This window comes from Pseudomonas rustica, assembly GCF_049959085.1.
In the GTDB taxonomy this organism is placed as follows: domain Bacteria; phylum Pseudomonadota; class Gammaproteobacteria; order Pseudomonadales; family Pseudomonadaceae; genus Aquipseudomonas; species Aquipseudomonas rustica.
In genome coordinates this window covers 4,503,368-4,521,384 of sequence record NZ_CP188200.1, presented here as the reverse complement: position 1 = coordinate 4,521,384, position 18,017 = coordinate 4,503,368, and the positions used below count along the sequence as shown (strand labels likewise).

12 protein-coding genes are annotated in these 18,017 nt (G+C 60.1%); 1 reads left to right on the top strand and 11 read right to left on the bottom strand.

The window, feature by feature from the left end:
- Positions 1 to 32 precede the first annotated feature (32 nt).
- Positions 33 to 2,507, top strand: coding sequence for an RHS repeat domain-containing protein (locus ACP3TY_RS20665; protein ID WP_426618373.1), 2,475 nt, complete (start codon positions 33 to 35; stop codon positions 2,505 to 2,507).
- A 93-nt stretch (positions 2,508 to 2,600) separates the two neighbouring features.
- Here ACP3TY_RS20665 and ACP3TY_RS20660 read toward each other — a convergent pair whose 3' ends face one another.
- The 11 genes from ACP3TY_RS20660 to alg8 all read right to left on the bottom strand — a co-directional run bounded on the left by ACP3TY_RS20660 (position 2,601) and on the right by alg8 (position 17,919).
- On the bottom strand, positions 2,601 to 4,052 hold the full coding sequence (locus ACP3TY_RS20660; protein WP_159812211.1) for a mannose-1-phosphate guanylyltransferase/mannose-6-phosphate isomerase: 1,452 nt from the start codon (positions 4,050 to 4,052) through the stop codon (positions 2,601 to 2,603).
- 207 nt (positions 4,053 to 4,259) lie between these two features.
- Positions 4,260 to 4,916, bottom strand: coding sequence for an alginate O-acetyltransferase AlgF (locus ACP3TY_RS20655; RefSeq protein WP_105705573.1), 657 nt, complete (start codon positions 4,914 to 4,916; stop codon positions 4,260 to 4,262).
- Between the two features lie 14 nt (positions 4,917 to 4,930).
- Positions 4,931 to 6,106 (bottom strand): alginate O-acetyltransferase, encoded by a 1,176-nt coding sequence (locus ACP3TY_RS20650; RefSeq protein ID WP_426618372.1) that lies wholly within the window; start codon positions 6,104 to 6,106, stop codon positions 4,931 to 4,933.
- Between the two features lie 10 nt (positions 6,107 to 6,116).
- Complete coding sequence (locus tag ACP3TY_RS20645) at positions 6,117 to 7,682, bottom strand: MBOAT family O-acyltransferase (RefSeq protein WP_426618371.1); 1,566 nt, start codon at positions 7,680 to 7,682, stop codon at positions 6,117 to 6,119.
- Positions 7,683 to 8,019: 337 nt separating this feature from the next.
- On the bottom strand, positions 8,020 to 9,144 hold the full coding sequence (locus ACP3TY_RS20640; RefSeq protein WP_053117295.1) for a mannuronate-specific alginate lyase: 1,125 nt from the start codon (positions 9,142 to 9,144) through the stop codon (positions 8,020 to 8,022).
- Between the two features lie 8 nt (positions 9,145 to 9,152).
- Positions 9,153 to 10,613 carry an alginate O-acetyltransferase gene (locus ACP3TY_RS20635; RefSeq protein WP_426618370.1) on the bottom strand — a complete coding sequence of 487 codons (1,461 nt, stop codon included), beginning with the start codon at positions 10,611 to 10,613 and terminating at the stop codon, positions 9,153 to 9,155.
- A gap of 10 nt (positions 10,614 to 10,623) precedes the next feature.
- A complete protein-coding gene (gene algG, locus ACP3TY_RS20630) occupies positions 10,624 to 12,210 on the bottom strand; it encodes a mannuronan 5-epimerase AlgG (protein ID WP_426618369.1) in 1,587 nt (528 codons plus the stop codon).
- Between the two features lie 26 nt (positions 12,211 to 12,236).
- Entirely contained in the window at positions 12,237 to 13,718 is a 1,482-nt protein-coding gene (locus ACP3TY_RS20625) for an alginate export family protein (protein WP_426618368.1), read from the bottom strand.
- The gene (gene algK, locus ACP3TY_RS20620) at positions 13,715 to 15,217 is read right to left on the bottom strand and encodes an alginate biosynthesis TPR repeat lipoprotein AlgK (protein ID WP_400755614.1); all 1,503 of its coding nucleotides are present in this window, start codon (positions 15,215 to 15,217) and stop codon (positions 13,715 to 13,717) included. Before algK ends, ACP3TY_RS20625 begins: the two co-directional genes overlap by 4 nt.
- A gap of 15 nt (positions 15,218 to 15,232) precedes the next feature.
- The gene (locus ACP3TY_RS20615) at positions 15,233 to 16,402 is read right to left on the bottom strand and encodes an alginate biosynthesis protein Alg44 (protein WP_053117301.1); all 1,170 of its coding nucleotides are present in this window, start codon (positions 16,400 to 16,402) and stop codon (positions 15,233 to 15,235) included.
- Between the two features lie 35 nt (positions 16,403 to 16,437).
- Positions 16,438 to 17,919 carry a mannuronan synthase gene (gene alg8, locus ACP3TY_RS20610; RefSeq protein ID WP_371262356.1) on the bottom strand — a complete coding sequence of 494 codons (1,482 nt, stop codon included), beginning with the start codon at positions 17,917 to 17,919 and terminating at the stop codon, positions 16,438 to 16,440.
- Between the last annotated feature and the right edge of the window lie 98 nt (positions 17,920 to 18,017).

Below are 18,017 nucleotides of genomic sequence, written 5' to 3'. Positions count from 1 at the left end.
AACCGCACGCACCAAGGACGTGGTCGAAACCCATGGGCATCCACAGTCATACATCGATGCTTGAGGTGAATGATCCACGCGGACTGCAGATTCGCAGCGTGGATTACTGGCGCGACGATGAAAACCGGCCTGCTGAAACGCGTATCCACCGTACGGCCCTCGACGTCGCCGGGCATGCCGTCAAACAATGGGATCCGCGACTGTGGGCGCTGCAAGCAACGGATCCGCTGACGCCGGCCAACCTGACTTCGGTGTATGCATTGAACGGTGAAGTGCTCCGTTCCGACAGCACCGATGCCGGTGTGCAAATCAAGCTGCGTGGTCTGGGCAATCATGTGTTGTCCACTTGGGACAGTCGTGGCACGCGGCACGAGGATGAGTACGATCAGCGTCTGCGCCCGACGGCGAAGTTCGAAGAGGCGGTGGCCGAGCCCCGACGCTGTGTCGAGCGCTTGGTGTACGGCCGGCCGGGCGAGGGCGATGCGCAATGCAATCAGTTCGGCGAACTGATCCAGCACTTCGATCCCGCTGGTTGCGTGCTGTTCACACAGTTCGCGATCAACGGTCAAAGCACTGAAAACACCCGCCACTTCACCCAGGATTCTGTTGCGCCGAACTGGCCACCTTTGCTGGATGATTGTCTGCGATTGCTCGAACCGGGGCCTGGTGCGACCACGCAATGGCGCTTTACGCCACAGGGGACGCTGCGCGAACTCATTGATGCCAAGGGTCATCGACAAACGTTCGAGATGGCCGTAGATGGCCGTTTGCGTGGCGCTGCTTTGCAGTTGAAGCATCAATCCAGCGCGCAGCTGTTGGTCAGCGATATCCGCTACAACGCTGAAGGCCAGGTTGTATATGAAATGGCGGGCAACGGTGTCAGCACGACGTTGCTTTATCGGCCACAGGACGGTCGACTGCTCGAGCGTCTGACCAAGAGCACTGTTGGCGTGGTGTTGCAGCATTGGCTTTATCAGTACGACCCGATGGGCAATGTACTGAGCATTGAAGACAAGGCACTCCCCGTGCGCTATTTCGCCAACCAGCGCATCGAGCCGATCAGGCATTTTCGCTACGACAGTCTTTACCAGTTAATTGAAGCCACTGGCTGGGAGTCGCTCGTTACTCAGCGGAGCCCCGGCTCGAGCGGCCAGGCGGATCCGGCAGCGATCGGCAACTATCGGCAGACCTTCCGTTACGACGCCAGCGGTAATCTCCTGCAATTGAGCCATGTCGGCGGACAAGCTCAGGGTCATCAACTCAGCGCCGCTCGCTACAGCAATCGTTGCCTGTCCTGGCGCAACGGCACGGCACCCACGGAGGCCGACATCGCTGCCGCGTTTGATAGCAACGGCAACTTGCTGGCGCTGGAGCCCGGGCGAAATCTGCACTGGAACCTGCGCAATCAACTCAGTCGCGTCACGCCAATTACCCGCGAGAGTGGGCTCGATGATCGCGAATCTTACCTGTATGACGGCGCCGGATCGCGCGTGCGCAAGATCACTGAACGGCAGACCCATGCACGCACAGTGATCGCCGAGACGCGCTATCTGCCCGGGCTGGAACTGCGCAGCCACAGCGGTAACAACCAGCATTTGCAGGTGATCAGCGTTGCGATCGGACTCAACAGCGTGCGCGTTTTGCATCGTGACGGCGGACCGGATCGCTACCGCTATGGCTGCACCGATCACGTCGGCTCGATCGGTCTGGAACTGGATGGCGACGGGCAAATCATCAGCCGCGAAATGTTTTATGCCTTCGGTGCAACGGCGTGGCAGGACGGCGATGTCAGCGACAAAAACATTGGTTACTCAGGCAAGGAGCAGGATGCCACCGGCCTGCATTATTTTGGCTTTCGTTACTACGCCGCGTGGCTGCAACGCTGGGTCAGTCCCGATCCCGGCGAAGAGGTCGACGGGCCGAATCGCTACCGGGCCATGCGCAACAGTCCGCTGTTCTACCGCGATCAGGATGGATTGGTTTCATTGCCCACTCAGGCCTCAGGCAGTGCGGCATTGCGAATGCAGGAATCGTCCCGAGGTCTGCCACAGGTTTCATCCGAAACCCGAGAAAGGATTGCTCAGGGCGCACAGGTCATTGGCAAGACCTTGTCTTACGCCAAGCATCCGTTGATCGGCGCCGTGGGCAGTGTGCTGGAAACCGGCGGGCGCGTGCTCGAAGTCTACGATGCGCAAGCACAGATGCAGAGCCGCCAACGCAGCACCCAGCAGGTGTTGCCAACGAGCGTGCCGGTTGCCAGCAACACCTCATCACTGTTGAGCAAGTTACCGGAGATGGCCGCTTTCACCGGTTTTAACCATCAGATTGGCGAAACAGCCGCACAGTCCAGCGCAGCGCCGAGTGCACTCTCGATGCAGTTATTCGCCGCCGGGTTTGGTTCGGCGACGCCACCGAACATATCGATGGCGCTGATGGCCGAGGATCCTTTGAAGATGGGCAACAAACGTGGCAAACGCGCTACGGTTGCTGCGGCGCATCATGAATAGAGTGGCTGTCTGGGAATAAAAAAGCCCCCGCCCAACCCGCTGCGGATAGGGAACGCAACGGGCTGGACGAGGGCTTCTTGTTTTGCCGATCAGTTACTGCGCGATGGTTTTCACCGACACGCCGCGTTCGATCGGGGTGGAGCGGCCGTAGATGTCTTCGAAGCGTTCGATGTCGTCTTCGCCCAAGTACGAGCCCGATTGCACTTCGATGATTTCCAGCGGGATCTTGCCCGGGTTGCGCAGGCGATGCACCGAGGCGATCGGGATGTAGGTCGACTGGTTTTCGCAGAGCAGGAACACGTTTTCATCGCAGGTCACTTCGGCGGTGCCGCTGACCACGATCCAGTGTTCGGCGCGGTGGTGGTGCATCTGCAGCGACAGGCATGCGCCCGGTTTTACCGAGATGTGCTTGACCTGGAAACGCCCGCCCATGTCCACCGAGTCATACGAACCCCATGGACGATAGACTTCGCAATGGTTCTGGGTTTCGCTGCGGCCCTGCTCGTTGAGCGTGTTGACCATCTGCTTGACGCCCTGAACCTTGTCTTTGTGGGCGATCATCATGGCGTCTTTGGTTTCGACCACGACGATGTTTTCCAGACCGATCACCGACACCAGTTTGCCGTTGCCGTGGATCATGCAGTTCTTGCTGTCCTGGATGACCACGTCGCCTTTGGTGACGTTGCCGTTGGCGTCTTTCTCGTTGACTTCCCACAGCGACGACCAGCAACCGACATCGCTCCAGCCAGCGGTCAGCGGCACCACGCAGGCGCGCTGGGTTTTTTCCATCACGGAGTAGTCGATGGAGTTGTCCGGGCAGCAGGCGAAGGTGGCTTCGTCCAGCGTCACGGTGTCGGCATCCTGCTCGCTGCGCTCAAGGGTCAGCAGGCAGGTGTCGTAGATGTCCGGATCGTGCTTTTTCAGCTCTTCGAGGAAGCGGCTGGCGCGGAACAGGAACATGCCGCTGTTCCAGTAGTAACCGCCGGACTGCACGTACTCGGTAGCGCGTTTGACGTCAGGTTTTTCGACGAAGTGCGAGACGCGGCTGACGCCTTCGGGCAGCAGCGAATCCGCAGTGGATTTGATGTAGCCGTAACCGGTTTCCGGTTTGGTCGCCGGTACGCCGAACAGCACCATTTCGCCGTTTTCAGCGGCGACGGTGGCGAGGGCGAGGGCGCGTTGCAGGGCTTTCTGGTCTTCGAGGACGTGGTCAGCCGGCAGCACCAGCATCAGTTCGTCGCGACCTTCATTGACCAGCATCATCGCGGTCAACGCCACGGCCGGCGCGGTGTTGCGGCCGAACGGTTCCATCAGGATGCGCTGGCATTCCAGATTGCGATTGCTCAACTGCTCGTTGACGATGAAGCGGTGATCCTTGTTGCAGACCACTATCGGGGTGTCCATACCTTCGAACACCAGGCGCTCGAGGGTCTGCTGGAACAGCGTGTGTTCGCCGGTCAGGGCGAGGAATTGCTTAGGGAACTGCTTACGCGAAAGCGGCCAAAGACGTGAACCGCTACCACCTGACAAGATCACCGGAATCATATTGTTTACTCCATAAAATCGATTGGTTAGAGGCACGAACGCTGTGTCGTTTCACTCTTGTTTTTGTTTCGTACCGAGAGGCCGCCGCATTCCCTTGTAGGAGCTGCCGAAGGCTGCGATCTGTTGATCTTGATCTTCATAAACAAAGTCAAAAGATCGCAGCGTGCCGCAGCTCCTACAGGGGTCAGCGTCTCATCGGGAAATTTGTTAGCGAGTCGATACCGGGCGTTTTACCCAGACTGGCGACAGGCTGCTGCCGCTGCCGGTGACGTACAGCACTGCTGCTTCACCGCGCTCGAGGGCGACCGGTTTTACGTCGCCGACTTTCTTGTCACCTTCGTACAGCGCCAGGCTGACTTTCACCGGGTTGATTTCACGTTCGCCACGGCCCTTGGCGGCCACGTTCGGCACCACGTCGGTCTTGCCGTCGGCGGTCTTCAGGGTCAGCGGTTTGTCGCTGAGGTTCTGCACGCGTACCAGGGATTTCTGCTTGTTCTTGAACGGCGGCTCTTCAATCAGTTGCGGCGCGCCGGAAGCGTTGTTGACCAGGGTGTAGTAGTGGTCACCGGCGAGCTTCACCGGCAGGGTCTGGCTGCCGACTTTGGCGCTGTAATCACCGCCCGGCATGAAGCTGAAGTCGCTGCTGGCCAGTGGCGCAACGTCGCTCAGGTTGGTGCTGCCGACAGTCGCGCTGACTTCAGCGTTGCTGGCGTTGTAGACACGCACGAAGGACGAGCCTTTCGGTGCAGTCGGGCCATAAAGTGCGGCGTCACCACCGGCGAAAGCTTGAACCGACAACACGCTCAGACCTGCAACCAGTGCAATGCGTTTTGCGAGACGACGAGGAGTAGTAGTGAAAGTCATGGTGTACCTCTCTTTCAGTTTTGCGCCCGATCGGGCGTCTCGGATTTAGTGTTGATTGCTACGTTTTGTTGGCGCGCGCCGGCTTGTTTAAGCTCTGCGACCCACTGCGGGTCGGCGTCGCCGATTTCGTTGTTCACAGGCAGATATCGTTCAGGAAACTCCCAGATCAGCACCTGTGGCGGGCTGTTCTTGAAGTCATCGCTTTTCAGGTAGCTGAGCATCGGCAGGATCGGGCCGTGGCCGTCTTCGGCGTAGCTCACCACGTCGCTGTGCAGCGCTTGTTTCAGGGCACCGACGAAGTTCCAGTTGGGGTTGGCGCTGTAGCTGGTGCCGACCAGTGCCACCGGCACTTCATTGCTGGCGAACAGCGCGTCGTCACCGGCAGGCTGATCGCCAGCCGCGACGGTGTTGCGCTTTTGCAGCGGCTCTTGCGCCGGCATCAGGTTTTCAAACAGCGGATCGAGCGGCAGGAACAGACGCAGATCGCCCTTGTGAGTGACCTTCTCCGCCGGCGTGGTGACGAAGCGTTGCGGCTCGCCGCTCAGCGGGAACTTGTCGGCGATGGTTTTCGCCAGGGTGTTGGCGGCAATCTCGGCGCCTTCCGGCGTCCAGTGCGTGTCGGTGCGCAGGAACACTTGCTGACCACTTTGCTTGGCCTGCTGGAACGGCTTGAGCAGGTCAGGGGCGAGGATCTTGTCGGCGGCTACACGAGCATGGAAATCCTGATAGAGATTTTCGTGGATGCTCGCCGGTTTCACTTCACCCAGATGCTCCGGGTACAGACGAACCTTGGCCGGCACGATTGCCATCACCAGTTTCACGCCTTTCGCTTTCAGGGTCTGGCGCACGCCTTCAACCAGCGCGTAGTTGCCTTGCAGGTTCAGCTCTTCGTTGACGATCGGGTTGAATTCCTCATCGCTGTACAACCACTGATCGCGACCGAGCACCACGCCCGGACGACCTTCGTTGAACAGTTTGAAATCCAGCGCGGCCCAGAGGTTGGTGCCCAGACGCTTGATCGGGAATTCATCGTCGTAGTGCGTTTCCACAGCCTTGGTCCAGCGACCGTTGAGCACCGTCGCATCGGCATTGGTGCTGAAGCCGAAGAAGCTGCGAACCGACCACAGACCCAAGACCAACAGGGTCACCAGGAACAGGGCGATGTAGAAGATGCGTAATGAGCGGGTCATGTCAGATCCCTCAGAACTGGAAGTAAAGGAACGGCGAGAAGCTTTGCGCCGAGAGTTTGAGAATCGAGGCGATGAACAGCAGCAGGATCAGACCGCGCATCACGTAGCGCGACCAGTCCGCGCTCCAGTAGGCCGGTTGCACCTGGGCTTCGACGCCGACGGTGTAGCCAGGCTCATGGATGCTCGCCGGGTTTTCGCCGGGTGCGGCTTTAATCATTCCCGGAGTCGCCGTGGCAGGGCCGTTGGCCTCAACGTTGACTTCAGGTTTGCTCTTGGCCGGTGGCTGGTTGGTGTACAGATCGCGCAGGCCGAAGAACGCCAGCGTCACGTACGCCACAACCAGAGTTGCCACTTGCAGACCGGTGAGGCTGGCCTGATTGAGTTCCGACAACGACCATTCACCGAAGCTGAACATGGCGCCGTACATACGGCCGGCGACATGCAGGTTTTCGGCGCGGAAGATCACCCAGCCCATCACCACGAGCAGGAAGGTCAGCGCCCAGCGGATCGGGTTGAGGCTGCGTCGCGAAGTGTTCAGGCCCAGCGCTTTTTCAATCGCCAGCCACATGCCGTGCCAGGCGCCCCAGACGATGTAGGTGATGTTCGCGCCGTGCCACAGACCACCGAGGAGCATGGTCAGGAACAGGTTGCGATAGGTCATCAGCGTGCCTTTGCGGTTACCGCCGAGGGTGATGTACAGATAGTCACGCAGCCAGGTCGACAGGCTGATGTGCCAGCGACGCCAGAACTCGGTGATCGACTGGCTGATGTACGGCTGTTTGAAGTTTTCCATGAAACGGAAACCCATCATCAAGCCCAGACCAATCGCCATGTCGCTGTAACCGGAGAAGTCGAAATACAGCTGTGCGGTGTAGGCCAGTGCGCCGAGCCAGGCATCGCCGGTGGTCGGGTTTTGCAGGGCGAAGCAATGGTCAGCGACCACCGCGAGGGTGTCGGCGATGAAGACTTTCTTGATGAAACCCTGCATGAACCGCGTGCAGCCCTCGGAGAATTTATCGAGGGTGTGCGTGCGGTTGTTGAACTGGTCGGCGAGGTCGCGGAAACGCAGCACCGGGCCGGCAATCAAGTGCGGGAAGATCGCTACGAACGCCGCGAAGTCGATCAGGTTGCGCGTGGCCGGGGTGTCGCCGCGATACACGTCGATGATGTAGCTGATCGATTCGAAGATGTAGAACGAGATACCGATCGGCAGCAGTACGTGGGTGAGGATGAACGGCGACAGACCCACCGACGTCATCATCGCGTTGATGCTGTCGACGCCGAAGTTGGCGTACTTGAAGTAGCCGAGGATGCACAAATCGACTGCGACACCGAGCAGCAGCCAGCGCTGCGCCGGTTTGGTTCTGACACCGGCGGCACCGACTTTGAGGCCGATCCAGTAGTTCCACAATGTGACGGCAGCGAACAGCGCGAGGAAGTCCACACGCCACCAGGCATAGAACACGTAGCTGGCGATCAGCAGCTGCAAATTGCGATAGCGTTGCCCGCTCAAGTAGTACAAGCCGAGAAAGATCGGCAAGAACAGAAACAGGAACACGTTGGATGAAAATACCATCCCGATCTCTCCATGTTTGAACCAACAGTCAAGGGCCAAAGCCCCCCCAAACCCCCCGTGGTAGTGGAGGGGTGACACAGTGCTTGCTTGAGGTCGGAGCTGGCCGTCAGACCGCGCCCCTCACCCCCCGCCCTCTCCCGGAGGGAGAGGGAGCCTGATCTCCATGGTTTTCAAAAATGGAGATCGACTCGGTATTTCCTTACAGCCTGATCTCGGTTGTTTTCAAAGCCTGAGATCGACTCGGTATTTCATTTCGGCGTAACTCGCACAACCACCTCGGTCAGTCCCCTCTCCCTCCGGGAGAGGGTTAGGGTGAGGGGCTTTCGCTTTTCGCCTTTCAAGAGCCTTTGTTGCCCTTTTCATGGGACGGGTCGTAGACCTTGGTCAGGTCGCCGCCGAGGCGGAAGGTCTTGAACGGCTGCATGCCGCGCTTCTTCTCGATGACATCCGGCGCACAGGTGTAGAGCGTGCAGAACGGTTCTAGCCAGGCGAATTTCATGTCCTCTTTCAAGTCGGTCATGTCCTGCTCTTTGCCGTTCTTCTTCTCGAATTCGTCCGGATCTTTCACCCCCGACAACACCCGATCACCCAGACGCTTCAGCGCACCGTTGTTCTCCTGGCGCAAATCAACACCATTGACCTGGGCAAAACTGGCGATCATCGCCAGCGGCGGCAGGGCGTAGTTGTGATAGGCGAGGGCGCGTTGCTGGCGCTTGAGTTCGTTCGGCAGGTAACCGTCGGCATCGACCTGATTGGCGCCGACCTTGTATTCCTTCACCGCCCAGTCAAACAGGTCGCGGCGGTTGGTCGCGACCGAGGTCGCCATCACCGACCATGCGGCCCAGTACGAGTGATTGTTGGTTTTTTCCAGCGGCAGGTTGTCCCAGTCGCTGACCACCTGATCGGCCATTTTGCTGAACCACGCCTCGATCACCTGCGCTTCCTGCTGATGCTGCGCCAGCGGATGCGAGTCGGAGAACTTCAGGCGAATGTACGAAGAGGCCATGCTGCCCAACGCCCATTTGCGCATCGACTTGCCGGTGTGGTTGAAGTCTTTCGACATCAACGCGTCGGCCTTGGCCCACGCGGTCAGCCAGTTCAGCGTGCAGTCGAGCTGTTCCGGACGACCGTCGCGCATGAACTGCATCACCCGTTTGGCGGTGCCGCGTTCCAGCGTGGTGATGTCTTTGGTGGTGTCGCGAAAAGCTTTTTCCGACTGCACATTCAGCGTCGAACGCGCCTTGTCCGAGCCTTCGTATTTGCTGCGAAATTGCAGCGGCCCGGTGTACGGCGTCGGCATGGCGTCGCAGCCTTCGCTGTTGTCGCCGGTCTTGAATTTATCCACAGGCGCGAAATAGCCCTGCGGTGGACGCAGTGGCGCGGCGGCCTGAGTCGCCCCGGCGAACATCGCCAGGCTCAGCAGCGTCGGTGCCAACAGATTTTTGAGTTTCGGATTTCGCATAGCAGACCTCATTGCCCGACCTGAGCGGTTTGTTGCCCAGCGCCCGGGAATACGTTGCGTTTGCAGATTTTCGCTTCGACTTTTTGTGGCGCGGTGCCCGCTTCCGGGCCCTGAACTTCGACCGCCAGCAGGTTCTGCGTGGCCCAGTCTTCGTCCGTGCGCAACTCAAAGGCGAAACGACCGTCGGTGTCGGAGGTTTCCGGTTTCTCGATCTTGATGTCCTCGTGGCGACCGTTCATGTACCAGAGGGTGGCTTGCAGGGTTTTCACCGAAGGGTCGGCGAAGCGGATGTCGACCTGATGGCTGCTGTTTTGCAGGTTCAGGTTCTTGCTGTTGACCAGCAGTTCTTGTTTGCCGCCCGGTTTGAGCGTGGTGCTCGCGGACATCTGTGCGTCTTTGCCTTCGCAGCCGTTGTCGAGCAGGGACATCATCTGGCGATAGATGGTCTCCTGATCGAGGCGGTACAGAGGCGAGAATTCCCAGATGAGAATTTTCGGCGGGGTCTTCTGGAATTCGTCGCTGCCGAGGTACTGCAGCATCGAACCTTCCAGACCACCGCCGGGGAACGCGACGTTGAGAATGTCGGCGCCGATGGCTTCTTCGAGGAAACCGGCGAAGTTGTAGTTCTTGCCGCTGTGCGAAGTACCGACGAGGGTGATTTGCGGGTTGCCGGAATCACCGAACAGGTCGCCGTCGCCAGCCTCGCCCTTAGGCTCGGTGGTGAACTGATCCATGTACTGGATCGCGTAACTGGTGCCGCACAGTTGCCCGGCCATGTTGTGCAGGGTGCCGGTTTTGCCCATGCGCCCGGAGCGTTTGGTTTCGAATTCACGCTTGGGCACGTCGGCGAAGGCCGGGATCTGCTTGACCTTCTCGGCGACGATTTTCGCCGTGCGCTGTGCACCGTATGGCGTCCAGTGTTGGTCGCCGCGGAAGTAGAAATCGTGGGCGGGCAGGGTGTCCGGCAGCGATTCGTTGGTCAGCGGCGACAGGTCCGGCACCACGTAACCCATCTTGGCGAAACGGCCGAGCATGGTCTTGTAGTTGCCCAGCGCTTTCTCGTAATCGAACGCGGCTTTTTCCTGCGGGTTGAGCTTGTTGCGGTTCACCAGGCCACGGGTCGGCTGGTAAACGATCACCAGCTCAACGCCTTTGGCCTTGAACGCATCGTGCAGTTGTTGCAGGCGTTTGTAGCCGGCCGGGGTGGTGTCGAACTCGGTGCGCAGGTCTTCCTGCGTCCGGAACAACCAGTCGCCTTGTGCCTGCACCAGGGTGGTGAAGTTCTGCTGATAACGCGTGGTGTAGTTCTTCGCGTCATGGGCGGCCGGGCACAGGTTGCAGCACGGTTCGGCGCTGAACTTCGGCGGCGTGGCGGCAGCGCTTTCATCGGCACGGGCGCCGTTGCTGGCCGCGAGAATGCCCACGGTCAGGGCCGACAGGCTGAGTAATTTGATCAAGTGTGGGTGCATAAAATTATCCTCAGTCCTGCATTTCGGTCTGGCGTTCGACAGGGTCGATCAGCACGGCTTTCTGCTGGCGCACCAGCAGGTCGAGAATTTCATCCTGGCGCTCGCCGAGGATGCCGTTGAAGCTGATGCCGCTGGATTTGGTCGGCGCCAGCATCGACACGCGATACAGCTCGACACTCAAAGGCGAATCGATCGACAGCGGGCCGCTGCCGTTGGCCGCCAGCTCACCGCCGACGACGATCAGCGACACCTGCGCATCGAACGGGTCGAGCTTGATGTCACGGTCGGTGTCGCTCAGATCCTTGATGTGGCCGTAAACGCCGGTCAGGCCGTTGGCCATGGCGACGTTTTCGTAGAGGCGGATGTTCACGCTGTTACGAATACGGATGCCGTGGCGTTTGTTGCTGATGACCTTGTTGCCCCACAGCAGATTGTCGGCGGACTCGTAGAGCGTGATGCCGTCGGTGTGGTTCTTGTAGATCTCGTTGTAGGCAATGATGTTGTTGACGCTGTTACGGTCGATCACCAGGCCCGAGAGGTGGTTGTCGAAGCTCTTGTTGTTGAAGATGAAGCTGTCGTTGACCTCACGGGAAATAATGATCCCGTGCTTCTTCTTCGTGCCGTGCACAGTGTTCTCGGCAATGATCAGGCCGTGGGAACGGTCGTGCGGGTCGATGCCGTAAACGATGTTGTCTTTGTAGGTGTTGCCCTTGACCACGAAGTCGCGGGTCTCGTAGCAGTAGAAGCCGTACCACATGTCCGAGAACTCGGAGCCGACGATCCAGCCTGTCGGTTCAGGACGCTTGAGCACCTTGGCCATGTTCGGCGTGTATTGGGAAATACTCACGCCGTACGACTTACTGTTGGCGTAGCCGAAGCTGGCCATCTTGCTGTTGACGATGTAGGTCTCGGTGCCGCCCCAGGCCAGCAGGAACGGACGGAATTCCTTCGGCGAACGGAAGGTCGCCGGGCCGTTTTCCTTCTCGCGCCAGCCAGTGATCTTGGTGTCACGCACGAACAGCTGACCGTCGTTGACCAGGAACGAACCGGCCTCTTGCGACAGGCGCAGTTCCTGGGTCTGGCCGTCGATTTCGAGGATGCCTTTACGGCCGACGACGATTGGCAGCTTCGACAGGTACACGCCCGGCGAGGTCTCGCTGAAGTACTGCTTGGGCAGCTTCTTCGCCAGATCCTTGAGGTTGATGTAGCCGTCGTCGACGAAGATCGCCTGCGGGATGCCGTGCTGACGCACCACCCATTCGGCCATCTTGTTGTCGCCGCCGATAAAGTCCTTCAGCGCGTCTTCCTGCATCATCCGGCGCACGCTGATCTTGCCCGGTTTGCTGCGGACGATTTTCGCCGCAGCGGCTTCGGCGGTGAAGCCGGACAGGTCAGGCAATTTCGGCGCGGCCAGATTCAGCGCGTCGGTTGGCGCGCTGCTGACGGTGTAGGTCTTGGCTTGTTGCAGCTCTTTGGCCACGGTGGCCGGCTTGGCCGGTTGCGGCGCCGTCGGCTCCACATTGGCGAAGGCGCCGGCGCTGGCCAGCAGCATCGCGCCGGCCAGCAGGCTGAGTGAGCCTATCCTGGTGCTGATCATGTCGGGCACTCCCTTGGCGGTTTGCATCAGAAGCGCCAGATCACGTCGATGAACGCGCGGTGCATGTACGAATCAACCTGCTTGCCGTAGGCATCGCCCGGTTTGAACACACCGCCACGGAAACGCACGAGGGCCGAAGGCTCGTCGATCGACTGGCTCAACGCCGCCGGCAACAGGCCTTGCTTGAAGTACTTGGTGACGACCAGATCCATCTCCTGACCGAGATCCTTGTTGCCGTCTTCAAGCGGCAGCGAGGTGCTGGAAAGAATGGCGCCGGTGGCGTCGTCGGTGTTGTTTTCCACGGCGTTGATGCCGTTGCTGCCGACCGGCTTGTTGCCGTCGACACGCCAGAATTTGTGGTAGATCAGGCTGGCGTCGTACTCGTCGTTGACCATCCACGAACCGAACAACGTCGCGGTTTGCATGTTGTTCATTTCGCCACGGAAGGCTTCGCCGAAACGGTGAACCCGCGAGCGCGTACCGGTGTAGTTGGAGCGGTTGCTCTCCAGACCATTCTGTTCGTAATCGGCGCTGGCGCGGGCATACGCACCGCCGACTTGCCATTGCGGATCGAGGCGCAGACGCACACCGATGTCGGTGGCCCAGCCGTTGACGTCATCGCTGCGCTTGGCTTGCGCCGGGCGCGAACCATCGGCGTTCAGCGCGTTGACCGTGTCACGGTCGCCGCTCATGCCGGTGATGCTGCCCCAGTAGTTGACGGTGTTGGTGTTGCGCCAGTTGTAGGCGTCGCTGTCGGCGGTCAGGCCGAGCCAGCTGATGTCGCCGTTCTCGGTTTTATCCAGCGAGTCGCGCGGGACACCCAGCTCGGCGTAATCGAGTTTGCCGTCGTCGTGGGTATGGTGACCACGAATGCCGACCCACTGGCCCGGCGTCCACTGGTAAGCGGCATCGGCGTAGGCGTGCAGGCGATCTTTGTCTTTCGGCGCCAGCTCTTTCAAGTCGGTGCGGTATTCGCTGAAGCGTTCGGCGACACCGGCGTTGGCGCGCAACAGGGTGGTGTCGAAGGTCCAGTTCAGCGCTTCGATGTTGGTGTCGCGCCATTGGCCATCGTCATTGCGCAGGCGCTGGCGACCGAACTTGAGCATCTCGCCCGGGTACGGCGTGAGGCCGCTGTAGCCTACCCAGAACTCGCGCATCGCCAGGTAGTTTTTCTTGGTTTTGCGATCACCGTTGTCGGTGGCTTGTTCACCGTCGGATTGTTGCAGGGTGTCGGTTTCGATGATGTCGGTCGAGGTCACGGCCTGACCCATGGCGTAGGCGCTCCACGCGCCGCTTTCGCCGTAGATCCACGGACGCAGGTCGAGGCCGACGCCGTTGACGTCGCCGCCGCTGGCGGTGCCGAGGTCGCGGTCGTCTTCGGACTGGCCGGTGACTTTCACTTCGAGGCCGAAGTTCTTGGTTTCAGTCATCGCGGCCAGTGTCGGGCAAGACCAGATCAGCGCGAAAGTGAGGCCAATGCCGGCCTTCACAAATGGATTCAACTTCATAATTTTTCCTCGCCGTCTTCTTCTTGCAGGGCGTGCAGTTGCAGCGTGTTCTGGTTCAGAGCGCCACGGCTGGCTTGCTCCTGTTGCAGCAGACGTTGGGCTTCGGCCAGACGCTCGGGCGGCAATTGCGCGGCGAGGGTGGTCGCCAGCTCATCGGCTTGCGGGGTGTTTTGCGCCTTGGCCAGTTGGCTGAAGACGTAGGCGTTGAGCGGATCGGGCTTGGTGCCCTTGCCTTGGGAGAACAGTTGCGCGATGGCGAAGTCGGCGCTGTTTTGGCCGTTGCGCGCAGCGGTCAGCAAGTGGTCGAGCGCCTTCTGCGGATAGACCTTGCCGAGGTAGCCACGGCGATAGATCTGGCCGAGGTAGTAGTCGGCGGCGACTTCGCGGCCAACGGCTTTCTGGAAATGTTCTTCAGCAACTTTGGCGTCAGCCGGGACCATTTTGCCTTCGTAGTAGAGCTTGCCCAGCAACAGCTCGGCGCGCGGCTGGTCGGCGGCGCGGCCGTTGTCGAGGTACTTCATCATCTGGTCGACGTCGCCCAGTTCCGGGTAGTCGTAAAGCAATTGCGCGAGGGTCACCCACGACGCCGGGTAGCCCGGAGCGATCGGCTCAAGCAGCGACTGCGCGGTTTTTTCGTCGGGCTTGCCGAGGGTCGAATCGGCCAATACACGGGCCACGGAATCGACGCGCTGGGCGGTGACGGTGCCACGGCTGTAGCCGGCCTGCATCTGCTTGATCAGCTCGGCTTGCTGTTCTGGCTGGGCACGTTTCTGATAGACCGTGGCCAGTTCGACGTAGCAGATGTCGGTGGTGTTGAGCGCGGCTTTGCAGATTTTTTCCACGTCATCCAGGTGCTGGTCGTAGGTGCCTTGGGTGCGATACAGCAGCACCTGCGCCAGACCTGCTTCCGGATAACCGGATTTGCGCCATTGATCGATCTGCTGCTGTGCGTTGATGTTCGGGAAGCTGTGCGGGTATTGCAGGTAGAGCATCGCCAGCGGGATCAATGTGTTGCCTTCGCCATTGGCGGCGGCTTTTTTCAGCAGGGTTTCGGCTTCGTGGTGCTCGGCTTCGGTGGAACCCGGTTTGGCCACCAGCAAGCGGCCCAGACGCGCCTGAGCACGCGGCGAAACACTGGCGGCGGCGCGGTAAGTCGCTTCGGCCTGTTTCATTTGCTCAGGGTCGCGGCTGTCGACCTGGATATCGGCGAGGCCGACTTGCGCTTCGCTGTAACCCAGATCGGCCAGTTGCTGATAATTCTGCGCAGCGGTGGCAGTGTCGCCACGCTTCAGCGCTTCGTTGGCCAGACGCTGATCGGGCAGGCCGGCGCAACCGGCCAGAGAAACTGCCAATGCCAGCGAGCACACCATCAATCCCATGTGGGAGCGAGCCTGCTCGCGAAGCAGTCGACTCGGTACATCAGACAAACCGTGCGGACCCTTTCGCGAGCAGGCTCGCTCCCACAGGGTCGGCGGTGTGTTCAAGATAGGAGTAGTCACAGGCATGTCCTCGACTTAAAGACCGGCAGCCATGGCTTTGTCGATCAGCCAGTTCAGGTTCGGGCCACGGTCGCTGTTGACTTCCACCGGGCGGCCGGCGAGGTTGCTGTCGAGCGGCTCGTCTGGCTGGATCTGTACGCGGATGTCAGAGGACAGGTCGGCGCTTTTCAGGCTGGTGCTGCTGACGATCTTGCCGGTGCGGGTCTTGTCTTCGCCGGCGATCTGGAAGCTCACCGGGGTGCCCGGACGCACATCGCCGAACTGGCGATAGGAGAAGCGCGCATCAACGGTGGCCTGGGTGTTGCGCGGCACCAGTTGGAAGATCACGTCGCCCTTGCTCGCGTATTGACCGTCAGCCACCAGTTGCTGGGCCACGGTGCAATCGCAGGGCGAAGTCAGGGTGCCGGTCATTTGTTTGCCGAACAGTTCTTCAACCTTGGCCGGGGACAGTTGATCTTCTTCCAGATGGCCCTTGAGCACGTCGAGCATGCTGGTGCTGAAGGTCGCCAGTGGCGCGCCTTTGGCGGCAACGCCGTCGGACTTGATCAGGCTCTGCACGGTGCCGTCGCGGGGCATGGTGATGTTCATCCCCGGCACGCTGACCAGACCAGCCTGCGCGTGGCTGACGAAGTACATGCCGTACACCGATTTGAAAATGAAGCCCGCCGCGACCAGACCGACGACAAACACACCGGCGCTGAAGGTCACTGCTTTCAGTCGACCGAACGGGGTCATGCCGGAGCCGCCGTCCTTCACTTTGCGCGCCTTGGTGAAGTTGTCGCGCTGCAGCGTTGCCAGCACTTCACCCATGCTGACGATGTCGCCGGCCAGGTGCGAAGTGATCAAGTGGCGCAGGGTGGAAATGTCCTGCGGCTCGAGGTTCTGAAACTGGCAACCGACGCGGCCGGTCTGGCGGTCGTAAGAACGGATCTGCAGCTCTACATCCATCGCCAGCCCGAGGTTGTCGATGACGAATTGCAGACGCGCCTTGTGCACATCGCCAGCCTTGAGCGGCAACTGCCCGGCGTTGAACGCCAGACCACCGGCCGACAGGTCGATGACCCGCGCTTCAACCGGTGTCCGGTCGGGGCCGAAAAAGCGCAGTTTGGCCGGGATTTTCACGCGGGCGTGTTGGCGCTGGGCTTCGGATTCATGCACTACGTTGGCGTTGACGGCGGTATTCATAGGGGCGATTTCCTTGTTAATTCAATAGGGGCGGGTCAGACCATCATCAGCAGCACGGCGACAAAAATGCTGCCGGCGGAGAAGGTCATGGTCCGAGACGACCAGGTGTTGAACCAACGTTGAAAGCTGGCGAGATCACGGGTCAGGGATGTGGGTTGGCGTGTCCAGGATTGTTGGTCGAGGCGGAAGAACACGTAGATCTTCACCAGCGCGCCGACGATCTGGTTGTAATAAAGAATCGCGGGATAAGCCGGGCCGATGCGGTGACCGGAGCACGACAGCAGCAGGGTCAGAATCAGGCGGGTGATGCCGATCCACAGCAGGTAAACGAGGATGAACGCGGTGCCGTATTTGAAGCTGGCAATGATCGCCACGGTCAGGCCGAGCAGGGACGTCCACATCGATACGCGCTGGTCGAACAGCACCACCGAGGTGAAGGCGCCGAGGCGTTTCACACCCAGGCCCAGTGCTCGCGAGTTCTGGCGCAGGTTGTTGCCGTACCAGCGGAACATCAGTTTGCGGCTGGCTTTGATGAAACTCTTTTCCGGCGGGTGTTCAACGGTGTTGATCGCCGCGTCAGGCACGTAGAAGGTGTCGTAGCCAAGGCGCATCAGGCTGAACCAGCTCGACTTGTCGTCGCCGGTCAAAAACTTGAAACGGCCCAGACGCCAGTGTTGCAGCGAGTCGCTCTCAACGTCGGCGATGAATTCCGGGTTGGTCACCACAGACGCTTTGAATACCGACATACGCCCGGTCATGGTCAGTACGCGTTTGGACAGGGCCATCGAGCACATGTTGATGTGGCGCTGGGCGAAACGCAGCTTGTGCCATTCGCTCATGATGTAGCCGCCGCGCACTTCGCAGAATTCGTTGGTGGTCAGGCCGCCGACGTTGCCGAACAGCTGGAACCACGGCACGGTCTTGCGCACGGTGCCTTCGCCGAGCACGGTGTCGCCATCGATCACGGCGACGACTGCACGGTCGTCCGGCAGGTGACGGGAGATCGCGCGGAAACCGTAGGCCAGGCCATCACGTTTACCGGTGCCGGGAATGCGCACAAAGTCGAGCTTGACGCGCTCTGGCGGATTCATCCGCGCCCACAGCGCCTTGACCAGCAGCTCATCGGACATTTCCACGATCGAGCAGACCACGGTGGTCGGCAGTTCGCAGTCGATGGCTTCGCGGATCACCGAGCTGTAGACCTGCGCTGTGGTCAGCGCGTCGATACGGAAACTGGTGACCATCAGAAACACATGCGACGGATCCGCCGCTTTACCCAGCTTGCGCACTTTACGGCGCAGGTGCGGATAAACGATGTAGAGAAAAATCATGCCGCGCACAAAGTGCGTTGCACCCATCGAGTAGCGCCAGATACCCACGGCGCCAATCAGGAAAATGAAGTCCTTCGACTCGGAGTCGAATGTGGACGTGGGCAGCATCAAGGCCAGGCCCATCAACAAACTTAGGTAGAACAGCCAACCGGCGGCCTGAAGTAGGCCGTGTTTTAGCCTGTGCATAATCTGCATCCGTCTCTATCTCGGGCCGGGCCCGATGGGGTTAAGGCAGGCTTACAAAAAACTGCGATGTCACGCGCAATTCGGGTGATCCCTGTAGG

Coding starts and splice junctions, on each gene's coding strand:
- ACP3TY_RS20665 (WP_426618373.1), top strand. CDS start 33: ATGGGCATCCACAGTCATACATCGATGCTTGAGGTGAATGATCCACGC.
- ACP3TY_RS20660 (WP_159812211.1), bottom strand. CDS start 4,052: ATGATTCCGGTGATCTTGTCAGGTGGTAGCGGTTCACGTCTTTGGCCG.
- ACP3TY_RS20655 (WP_105705573.1), bottom strand. CDS start 4,916: ATGACTTTCACTACTACTCCTCGTCGTCTCGCAAAACGCATTGCACTG.
- ACP3TY_RS20650 (WP_426618372.1), bottom strand. CDS start 6,106: ATGACCCGCTCATTACGCATCTTCTACATCGCCCTGTTCCTGGTGACC.
- ACP3TY_RS20645 (WP_426618371.1), bottom strand. CDS start 7,682: ATGGTATTTTCATCCAACGTGTTCCTGTTTCTGTTCTTGCCGATCTTT.
- ACP3TY_RS20640 (WP_053117295.1), bottom strand. CDS start 9,144: ATGCGAAATCCGAAACTCAAAAATCTGTTGGCACCGACGCTGCTGAGC.
- ACP3TY_RS20635 (WP_426618370.1), bottom strand. CDS start 10,613: ATGCACCCACACTTGATCAAATTACTCAGCCTGTCGGCCCTGACCGTG.
- algG (WP_426618369.1), bottom strand. CDS start 12,210: ATGATCAGCACCAGGATAGGCTCACTCAGCCTGCTGGCCGGCGCGATG.
- ACP3TY_RS20625 (WP_426618368.1), bottom strand. CDS start 13,718: ATGAAGTTGAATCCATTTGTGAAGGCCGGCATTGGCCTCACTTTCGCG.
- ACP3TY_RS20615 (WP_053117301.1), bottom strand. CDS start 16,402: ATGAATACCGCCGTCAACGCCAACGTAGTGCATGAATCCGAAGCCCAG.
- alg8 (WP_371262356.1), bottom strand. CDS start 17,919: ATGCACAGGCTAAAACACGGCCTACTTCAGGCCGCCGGTTGGCTGTTC.